At 40.6% G+C, this 6,732-nt stretch carries 5 protein-coding genes and 1 pseudogene; 2 read left to right on the top strand and 4 right to left on the bottom strand.

All coding sequences use genetic code 11. The annotated features are described in order from the left end of the window. From AC1DWN_RS27330 to AC1DWN_RS27340, 3 genes are all read right to left on the bottom strand, one after another. Nucleotides 1–1,179, bottom strand: a 1,179-nt coding sequence (locus AC1DWN_RS27330; protein WP_477562041.1) for a thiamine pyrophosphate-binding protein, incomplete at its 3' end; no start/stop codon positions are given. Between the two features lie 13 nt (nucleotides 1,180–1,192). Next, nucleotides 1,193–3,430 carry an EAL domain-containing protein gene (locus AC1DWN_RS27335; RefSeq protein ID WP_477562042.1) on the bottom strand — a complete coding sequence of 746 codons (2,238 nt, stop codon included), beginning with the start codon at nucleotides 3,428–3,430 and terminating at the stop codon, nucleotides 1,193–1,195. 88 nt (nucleotides 3,431–3,518) lie between these two features. Next, nucleotides 3,519–4,388 (bottom strand): GNAT family N-acetyltransferase, encoded by an 870-nt coding sequence (locus AC1DWN_RS27340; RefSeq protein WP_477562043.1) that lies wholly within the window; start codon nucleotides 4,386–4,388, stop codon nucleotides 3,519–3,521. A 224-nt stretch (nucleotides 4,389–4,612) separates the two neighbouring features. Here AC1DWN_RS27340 and AC1DWN_RS27345 point away from each other — a divergent pair, with 224 nt between their 5' ends. Further along, a complete protein-coding gene (locus AC1DWN_RS27345) occupies nucleotides 4,613–5,368 on the top strand; it encodes a stalk domain-containing protein (RefSeq protein ID WP_477562044.1) in 756 nt (251 codons plus the stop codon). Beyond that, nucleotides 5,326–5,958, top strand: coding sequence for an esterase-like activity of phytase family protein (locus AC1DWN_RS27350; protein ID WP_477562045.1), 633 nt, complete (start codon nucleotides 5,326–5,328; stop codon nucleotides 5,956–5,958). The genes AC1DWN_RS27345 and AC1DWN_RS27350 overlap by 43 nt, the downstream gene beginning before the upstream one ends. 96 nt (nucleotides 5,959–6,054) lie before the next feature. Here the strand turns inward: AC1DWN_RS27350 and AC1DWN_RS27355 are convergent. Continuing rightward, nucleotides 6,055–6,732: pseudogene (locus AC1DWN_RS27355) on the bottom strand (hypothetical protein); the annotation flags it as partial.

A 6,732-nucleotide genomic window follows, 5' to 3' on the forward strand; every position in this document is an offset into this window, starting at 1 on the left:
ATCGAAATGCTGCACGGCATAAAAGGAGTGACTTCCTGCATCTCCAAAAAGAATAGCATCGTTAGGCAGCGCCGTGCGAAGCGCTTTGATAGCAGTAACTGCTGATAACGGCTTATTCGTATTCAAGTCAGGCTGAGACCCTTGAATTACGATTCTTTCATAATCCCTCTCCGATGCTCCGCTCAGCTCAACCAGCTTAGCCAAGTTATATTTTAGATCTCCTAAAATAATTTGAGTCGGAACCAGAACCGTTTTCCCCGCAAATGTAAGGTCATACTCGAACTGCAGCATTTTGTCAGGATACATATCAGCTGTAAATCCCGACAAAGACATATCACATAATTTGCTTCCTACCACTATCATTAAATCTATACCGGATTGCATATATTCCGTTGCATGTATGGAACCGCCAAGTCCATAACCGCCTAAATGCAAGGGATGATTCGAGGGGAACGCTCCTTTTCCTCCCGGAGTTGTAACCACTGGTATCCGCCAGTGCTCCGCCATTATCCTCAATTCCTCGTACGACTCAGACATAACCGCGCCTTTCCCAAGAAACAAGACAGGCCTATTCGCCCCATTCAGCAGAGAAATGGCTTTCTCTATATCAGGTGATACTACGGGTGATATATGGTCCGGCAAGGGGATATAAAAGGATTCAATCTCCTCCATAAGAACATCAAAAGGGATACATAAATGAACGGGACCCTTTTCTCCTGTATAGGCCTTCTCCAACGCATGTTTTAGATATAAGGGAAGTAATTCCCCTCTCTCTATTCGTGCGCTGAATAAGGTTACCGGCTCAAACATTTTGACCAAATCTGCTCCAAACTGACTTGAATCTTGGCTTAGAGCACGACCAGTATCCTGCATCGAGGGTTGTCCCGTTATAAATAAAACAGGAAGTTGAAACTCCCTCGCTTGTCCCGCGGCTGTGATCAGATTCGTTCCACCTGGTCCGGATGTACCAATGGCTACACCAAGTGTTTTCTTGCCAAGCGCATATCCTGAAGCTTCATACCCGCTTCCGGTTTCATGACGACCTAGCACATATTGTATTTCATGATTTTCGAGCTCTAGCATAAGCGGTGATATCGATTTTCCCGGAATTCCAAAAACATGAGTAATACCCCAATTTTTAAAATGTTCGACAATAACGGTATATACCTTTTTTTTCATTTTTCCACCCTTATCAATCAAATTGTTCGACGGTCGGCTTAATAAATAATTGCTCAACTTGTTCTACTGGCAATGGACGATAAAAATAATAGCCCTGGACCTCGTGACAGCTAAGTGTTTTCAAAAAGTTCAATTGGTCTTCCGTTTCAACACCCTCTGCGATAACATCAATCCCCAGATTGTAAGCCATCGCAATAATAGTCGCTACAATATCGGCATCATTGGTATCGGTCATAATATCTCTAACAAACGACTGATCTATTTTCAGTCGATTGATGGAAAACAGCTTAATATAATGAAGATTGCTATAGCCTGTTCCAAAGTCATCTATGCAAATTTTTATACCAAGCTTCTTCAATTCTCCTAATACTTCAACAGCGTACTCAACGTCCATAGTCATTGACTCTGTTATTTCAAGCTCGAGATACTTAGGATTATGGTTCGTTTCTAGCAAAACCTGCTTCACTGTGTCTACTAGATTACGTTTCAAAAACTGGCGAGTTGATAGATTAACCGATATTATTTTGGGGGCGTAGCCCTGCTCAATCCACAGTTGATTTTGTGCACATGCAGTTCTAAGCACCCACTCTCCAATTGGAACAATGAGTCCTGTTTCTTCTGCAATTGGAATAAATTTAGCTGGGGGAATGATACCAAGGGTTGGATGATTCCAGCGAATAAGTGCTTCGGTTCCTATAATTTCCCCAGTTACTATATTAATCTGAGGCTGATAGTGCAAAACAAACTGATCATTCTGCAATGCTTTACGAATGGAATTCTCTATAGTAAGTTGTTCAATACCCAGATTATTCTTCGCTGCTTTGAACACGGAGTAATTGTTTTTACCTGCGTCCTTGGCCAAATACATCGCAATATCTGCATGCTTCATTAACGTTTCCGCATCGGTTCCATCATAAGGGTAGAGGACGATACCTATGCTTGCCGTAATATAAAACTCATAATCATCGATTACGAATTGCCGTTCAAACGTCCTAAGAACTAGTTCAGCAAGCGTAATCGCATCGTCGTACTCTGTAATCTCTGGTACAAGTATGGTGAATTCATCCCCACCCATTCTTGACACGATAGAATTGAGAGGCATGCAGCAGCCTTTAAGTCGGTCGGCAACTAGCTGGAGAAGAGTATCTCCATTGTTGTGACCGAGGTTATCATTGATCTTCTTAAAGCTATCCAAATCTAAGAACATGATCGTAAACATACTTCCGTTTTCTTTCGATTGATATAATACGTTCTCTAAGCGCTGTGTAAAATATCTTCTGTTCGGCAATCCTGTTAAATCATCATGATACGCCAAATAATTGATTTGATCTTCCGTTTTTGAACGCTCTGTTATATCTCGGAACTGTGCAAAAGCACCTAATAGCTTCATATTCTCATCATGGATCTGAAAAGCGTCAAATAAACAAACTAGCTGCTCTTCCCCATTCTTCTGAGCAATTCTGAGTTCAATGCCTTCATATTCCGCTCCACTATGAAGGACCTCATGTATGAATTTATTTATTTGAAAGTTGGCGATTGGCTTATTTAATACATCTTGTTTGTTTAGATTGGTTAGCATTTCAGCCGACTTATTGTATTCTGTTATGTTACCTTCTCGATCAGTAATAATAATGCCATTTCTGGTCGTTTCAATTACAACTTGAGTCAAGATATGTAATCTTCTATTTTGTTTTTTTAAGAGCAGCTCTCTTTCGATCGAATCTACTACGGTACACAACATGGCCAATAAAAAGGGATTATGCTGATCTATAGTGGTCATGATCGTAATAGTGCCCAAAAGATTATTAATATCTGTATATTGAAACGGAACGGAATAGCATGCGCTTGCACTCAAAAAACTGTAGTAATGATTATCCCCTATGAGCTGAATCGGTTTCCGATATTGAAGTGCCAGGTTAATGCTGTTTGTACCCGCTTCCACTTCTTTAAATACAAGACCCTCTTGTATACCAGATTGATTGACGACACTTCTGATGGCTTCATCACCGGCCATCTCTAAAATGAATCCGTTCTCATCCGAAATTATGATAAGCAGGGGAAGACCCTTCATTTGCTCCAACATTCTATGAACAAAGAAATCAATTACCGACAATATCTCTTCATATTCTTCACGTTTTTTATTAATCTCTATATCCGAATATAATGTTGAGAATGAAGGTACTCCAAACGGATCCATGCCTAGGTTTTCACACCTTATTTTCGACTCTGTAATCCAATGCTCAAGACTCATATTACCCCTCATTCCTGACACGAAAAGTACATTCAGCAAGTCGAAATATAAACAATTATGTCTATTATTCCCATTATGTCAATGAACGTCAAACGTTGTCAATCGATATTTTTTTATTGGTAAAAAAATAGAACCAATTTATTTGATAACGATACGCTTTAACTAATCCCGCCTTCTCAGCGGTTTTTTGAGATGCCAAATTGCTCTCCATACAATCCCACCACGCAGCAATATTTTTTTGCTGTAATTTCATTAATAATAATCTTACAAGTGCACTTGATACTCCTTGTCTCTTGTAGCCTTCAAGTGTCTCTACCCCAACTGTATGTGTGGAATGGAACTCTGACGAGGATACGGCTATACTTACAATTTCTTTTTTGTTAGTCAGTGCAAGGTAACCATAGCCCTTTTCTAAATAATTATCTACAGTGCCCCAATATTGCTGAATGTAATTTATCAGAAATGCTACATTACTTATGTCGCCATTTTTCAATTCATGAAATAGTGTCTCATTAATCTCTACGGCCGTGTAGGACTCTAACACCTCAGCGCTGAAAAGGTCATTTGTGTTCCTGTTAGATTTATACACGTATTGAAAGCTTCTATGAATCTCCCTGTTCGCCATCACTTCATATAAGGTTGGATACCATTCCTCCGAATCCACGGAGAACTCAAAATTATTTTTATCTTTACTTTTTAAGAACGGAATCATTTCATTGTTTAGCCACATTGCAATAGATTGATTAAAAGGCGCGTTCCTAGCATTCCCCATAAAATTGAAACCTTCTAAACCATCTGACCATACTAGTGCGGATGCCGGATTTAACGGGTTATCAACCCATACTTCCCCTGGATTGTTACCCACCACAACAGCTGCAAACATTTTATCACTATCATCATTAACTAAATGATTGGCCAACCATTCATTTCTTACTTTTAGACGGATCACATCAATCACCTTTGTATGCTCAAATTTTATCTCATTAATTAATACACTTATATTACCACATGTTATCGTACATTTTGATTTAGGGAACTTTTGAGTAGCCTAAGGGGAGTGTCGGAGGCGTGATACTAAGTCCATTTACAAATACAATACAATTTAATAATCCGATGTTTACAATGATCCGCTAATATATTCCATATTAAGAGATTGATAGTTTGAAGGGGGCTTTTTAATCAATGAATAAAAAATGGCTTATTACGTCAATGGCTGTACTTACCCTAACAGCAGGAACTGGTATCGTGTCCGCAGCGGTTCTGAGTGGGAAAACGGCTGAACAAATTAAGTACTCGAATAACGGTCAAGCAGTTACGCCATCTCTCCCTGCTGTCAATATCGAGGGCAGTCTCTATTTACCGATTCGCTCATTCAGTGAAACAACAGGAAAATATGTGGATTGGGATGAATTCCGTAGCAATGTTGCATTGACGGACAAACCTACCTTAACCGGTAAATACTCGCTAAAAGCACCAGACCTCGCAAAAGGAATTAAAATGGGGGTTGGATCTTCGCTAACTCATCTACCCGGCGACCCAGATAATGTGTTCTACTCAACAGCCGATCGCGGTCCGAACGGTCAAATCGAAGTTAATGGTAAAACCGTTCGTACATTTCCACTAGATGATTACACACCCAGCATCTATAAAATACAAATTGCTAACGATGAAATCAAGATACTTGATCAAATTCCTTTGAAGGTGAACGGCATAAATCCAGTGACGGGTACAACTCATGTTACCGGCTTGCCTAACATTAAAGGTCGCGACGAAGCGCCTTTTGATGCGAAAGGTGAGAAAGAACTCTCATATGATCCCTCGAGCGTATTGTACCAAAGGGTTGGGCAGCACAAGTGTCGACGCCTCTTGTACCAGCTAAGGAAATGTTGCCTACCGTGTACAATAAGCTTCGTCAAAACCGCGGTGCTGAGTCTGTAGGCATGACGCCTGACGGCAAATACATGTTCATGGCCATGCAGAATTCGCTGCGTAATCCTGATAAATCCATGGATAACTCACGCCAAATTCGTATCATGAAGTTCGATCTCGCTTCGCTGAAGCCGGTAGCGGAATATGTGTATGTCTTAGAAGATGCAACACAATTCAATAATTTGGTTCAAGCTGATATCGTTCTTTCTGACATGACCGTTATCAGCGAGAACACGATTCTAATTGATGAGCGTGACAAATTCGCAGGCGATAAAGCACAACTGAAGCGGATTTACTCCATTGACTTGTCCAGCGCTACGAACATCATGGGCAAGTACGATGATCCCACCACTGCTGGTAAAACGCTTGAGCAAATGACCATTGCTGATCTAAAAACAAACGATATTCTACCTGTATCGAAGCGTACTGTGCTTGATTCAGTTGAATTTAAATATCCATTTGAGAAAATCGAAGGGGTGTCGCTTGTTAATGGCAATACTCTTGTCATTGTTAATGATAACGACTTTGGTGTAGACAGTACTTCTGCAGAAAATGGTACTGAGTTGTGGACTTTTAAACTGCCTTATATGATTAAGTAATGGAGTTACTTTGATATGAGGCTTTAAAGAATAGAAACCCGGTTATGACCTTGTGTGAAGGGTCAGCCGGGTTTTTTCCTAAAATAAATGATCTATTCAATCCTGTTGTATGACTACAGAACCACCAACACCCAACACTTTACCAGCCAAATCAATTTGATTATGATCGAGCTCTATAGTCACCAGACCAAGCCGTCGCTGCTCACGCCAGATCTTCAAATCTTCATCGGTTTCAAGCTTCAGCTCCGCAATTTCAAGTGCGCGGTCAAACACGTACTTAGAAGTATATAGCAGCGTATAAATACCGCGGCCTCCAGGAACGATTGGAACAGGACGCTTTTCCCATTCACTAACGGAAAACTTCACGTATAGCTTTTCTTCTGTACCAGGCCTAGCTGGTCGTTCGATAATCTCTTTACGTCGTACGACTTTCCAATCCGTAATTTTTCCATACCAGTTGATGCCCGTTTCTCCGCGTGGCTCGAACTTTTTGACTGATTGATAAAGCGCCACGTATTCCAGCTGAGTCAGTAGCGTGTGATCAGAAATATTCTCAAGTGGCACATGATAGAATTTAAACTGAATCGCATCATCAAGCTGCTGAACTTCTCTTAATGAGCCAACCAAAACATTTTTGCCTATTAGCTTATTCTCGTAATAGTCCTTCGAACCTCTCGGACGAGTTGAGCGCTCAAAGGCCTTCTCCGGGCTGTCCATTATAATTTCATCCAAAAAGGCTTCCATCAGATTTGTTGAATTTGGTAAGAACGGAAA

Source organism: Paenibacillus sp. P4_A7, from assembly GCF_056402455.1.

Excerpts from the sequence above, each read along its gene's own strand:
- AC1DWN_RS27335 (WP_477562042.1), bottom strand. The coding sequence starts at position 3,430 with ATGAGTCTTGAGCATTGGATTACAGAGTCGAAAATAAGGTGTGAAAAC.
- AC1DWN_RS27345 (WP_477562044.1), top strand. The coding sequence starts at position 4,613 with ATGAATAAAAAATGGCTTATTACGTCAATGGCTGTACTTACCCTAACA.